This window comes from Amycolatopsis coloradensis (assembly GCF_001953865.1).
In the GTDB taxonomy this organism is placed as follows: domain Bacteria; phylum Actinomycetota; class Actinomycetes; order Mycobacteriales; family Pseudonocardiaceae; genus Amycolatopsis; species Amycolatopsis coloradensis.
In genome coordinates, this window is the sequence record NZ_MQUQ01000050.1 from 1 (window position 1) to 2,897 (window position 2,897).

Here is a 2,897-nt window from a genome sequence, read left to right on the forward strand (position 1 = left end):
CGAAGCCTCACAAATCAGGTGTCAACCACACCCTGGGCAGTCCCCGCGTTCCCCGAGCGCTCAGGCATGTCCTGCGCGCGCTCGGGCTTTTCCTCTTCCACTGCATCACCTTTTCCTGCGCCAAGCACGGTGCTTGACGACGCGTCTGCCCAGCAACGCACCAGCCAGGAAACTGTGACCGGGAAAACCTATCGCGAGACGAAATAGCTCCCCACAGGCAGGGGCCCTCTCACACTTCGCTAAGATCACTAGCGAATAGAGGTGCGTCCTCCGTCCCCACCCAATCGGCGCCACTTTTCACGAGAGGACATATTCTCGTACTCTCGGCTCGCCACCTCGTAAGTCGGATACCTCTTGGTGCTCAGCTCGACGGTTCGGTCGGCGTGACCGCCGCGATGTCGTGCCGGCCGAGTACAGCCAGAAGATCCCCCGGGGTCTGGGTACCGCGCACTCCGGAGAGCTCCGCGAGGTATCCGGCGGCTCGGGCCAGAGTCCAGCCGTGGGCGTCGCACAGTCCGGTGGCGAGCATCCGCAGGTACGCCGCGGACGGGGCGACTGGGGCGACCTCGTCGGCGGCCCAGGGGGCGGTGAAGGTCAGGACGGGATACCCGTCGAGGTCCCCGGCGTGGAGCAGGGTCTCGTAGCGCCCAGGGCCGAGCATGGCCGCACCGGTCGCCAGGACCGGGGTGAGGTCGAGGTCCGTGCCGGGCTCGCGGTACATCTCCTGAGCCACGACGTCGGCGAACTGTCCGGCGGTGATCAGGTAGGCGCGCGCGAACGCTCGCCCGGGCAGCGCCGGGTCATAGAACGCGCGGCCACCGCCCCACACCGGCGACATGGTCGCGAAATAGATCCTGCCCGGCAGTTCGCACCCGCGGGAGTCCACCGGCGGCCGCCGATCACGACAGCCCGGATAGAGCCGGGTACCGCCCTCCGGAACGCCGCCGGCCAGGTAACAGCCGAACCGGCCGGCGTTCATATTCGAACCGTAGCTGGCGTACCAGACCAAGCCGGGCAGCTCACCCATCGTCTCGTCCGGAGTTGTCATGGCGGCCCCCGCTTCGCTCGGCGTTTTCGTCTTCGACCGGATCGCCCGCCGCGAAATCGCCGCGCTCGTGCAGGTTCCCCGATAGCGTCATGTGCCATCGGACTGGCGGTCACCTGCCGGCACACCTTCTGCCCCGTCGTCCGCCGTCAGGTGACGAGGCGTTCATCCTGGGGATCGAAGCAGACCAGGCCAAGCACACGAGCTCGCTCCGCGGCGAAGTCCGCAGCCTCCCGGTACCTGCTGAAGACCATGCCGAAGCGGAACAACGGCCCACTGGCGTTGTTGATCAAGAGACTGTCGGTCCACGGAATATCGTCTTCGTCGTCATCAGCGCCGGGATCGAGGTCCGGCCAGCGCGTGATCAGTTCGCCGACATAGCGCCTAACCAGCATGGTCGGCGGCGTCTTCCTGCCGCCCATGAATTCCGCGACGAGAGTATCGAAGGTCGCCTTAGCCGCCGCGTCGTCGGCGGGACGAGGCCCTTCCCACACGGCCAGAGTGAAGCTCATGAGCACAGTGTGCCCGGCCCGTCTGACAGTTCGTGAACGTATGACCGCGGGCGGAACCCCGCTCATTCACGAAAGGACGCCGCAGTCCCCCGGCACCGGCGTGCCCACCGGCCATCGAACGATGAGACCCGGCGGAATGCCGGCGTGCACCGCAGCAGTGTCGGTCCCGAGTAGTGTCCGCGAGCGGTGTCCCGGGGTGGACCGGAGTTGCGCGTCATCGATACCGGCGCCGAAGGCGTAGCCAATCTCGTTCCAGGTGCTGCCGTCGCCGAGCCAGCGGCCGAGGCGGTCAGCGAGGGTGGCTCACCGCATCGATCAGGTCGAACGTGTCATCGCCGCTGCGCGGGCTTGGATCGTTCGCTGGCCACCGTCTGCTACTTGTTCTCAGCTGTGGGCGAAGCACTATAAGACGGTGTGGTGGGCGCCCGCGCGGCCACCCCATGTTGTCGGCGGCAAACACCCACGACAGCATGCTGTTCGAGCCGCTGCTGGACACGAACCCGACCGTGCGCGGCCACCACGGCCGGGCGGGCCGGCCACGATGCCGACCGGACAAACTGCACGCCGACAGGGGCTACGACTACCGCCGCTACCTGACCCGCCGCGGTATCAAGGTCCGTATCGCCCGGCGCGGGATTGAGGGCAAGTCCCGCCTCGGCCGGGTCCGCTGGGTCGTCGAACGCACCATCTCCTGGCTGCTGCGGTCCGGACCGGACGCACCACGCTGGCGCTACTCACGCTGGCCTGCACTGTGAGCAACGTCCGCCGACTCATAAAAATCGAGCTCTGCGACCAGGTCTAACGCATCCATTCACTCGGTTGGGATACGTCGGTAGCTCTGTGTCGTTGGTGGGGGTGGCTGGTGAGCTTCTGAGTGCGGTGCAGGTCCTCGGGTCGGCATGGGGCCCCCGTCACCACGAGGGAGGCGGTCGGCCTGCGGGCCCCGGTCGCTCTGACGCACCGTGTACCGGACCCGGTCACCCTTCTGCAGCGGCTCCGACCCCGTGATCACGGACACGTGGACGAAGAGATCGTCGCCGCCTGCGTCCGGGGTGATGAAGCCGAAGCCGCGTTCGCCGTCGTAGCGCGCGACGACGCCCTCGCCGCCTCGTACGGGCACGTCCCGCGCCGCCGGCCCTGCGGCCGCGGCAGGTGCCGATCGCTGCGGCGCCGTCTGGGGCTCGGTGCCCCGGACCAGGTGCACGTCGCGGGCTTGCGGGCCCTTGTCCCCACTAGCCACCTCGTAGGCGACGCGGTCGCCCTCCGCGAGCCACGTCAGCCCCTCGGCCAGGGCCCGGGCGTGAACGAAGACGTCCCCGGCGCCGGAGTCGGGGTTGATG

The 2,897-nt window shown here is 68.1% G+C and carries 2 protein-coding genes and 2 pseudogenes; 1 reads left to right on the forward strand and 3 read right to left on the reverse strand.

The genetic code is table 11. The features are described from left to right. Window positions 1-361: 361 nt before the first annotated feature. Both BS329_RS41530 and BS329_RS41535 read right to left on the reverse strand, forming a co-directional pair. Window positions 362-1,048, reverse strand: coding sequence for a histone deacetylase (locus BS329_RS41530; protein WP_084750899.1), 687 nt, complete (start codon window positions 1,046-1,048; stop codon window positions 362-364). Between the two features lie 146 nt (window positions 1,049-1,194). Then, on the reverse strand, window positions 1,195-1,557 hold the full coding sequence (locus BS329_RS41535) for a hypothetical protein (RefSeq protein ID WP_076169103.1): 363 nt from the start codon (window positions 1,555-1,557) through the stop codon (window positions 1,195-1,197). Between the two features lie 440 nt (window positions 1,558-1,997). Here BS329_RS41535 and BS329_RS41540 point away from each other — a divergent pair. Continuing rightward, window positions 1,998-2,359 (forward strand): annotated as a pseudogene (locus BS329_RS41540) (transposase); the annotation flags it as partial. Between the two features lie 114 nt (window positions 2,360-2,473). On the opposite strand, the pseudogene BS329_RS41545 reads toward BS329_RS41540, so the two are convergent. After that, window positions 2,474-2,897 (reverse strand): annotated as a pseudogene (locus tag BS329_RS41545) (cold-shock protein); the annotation flags it as partial.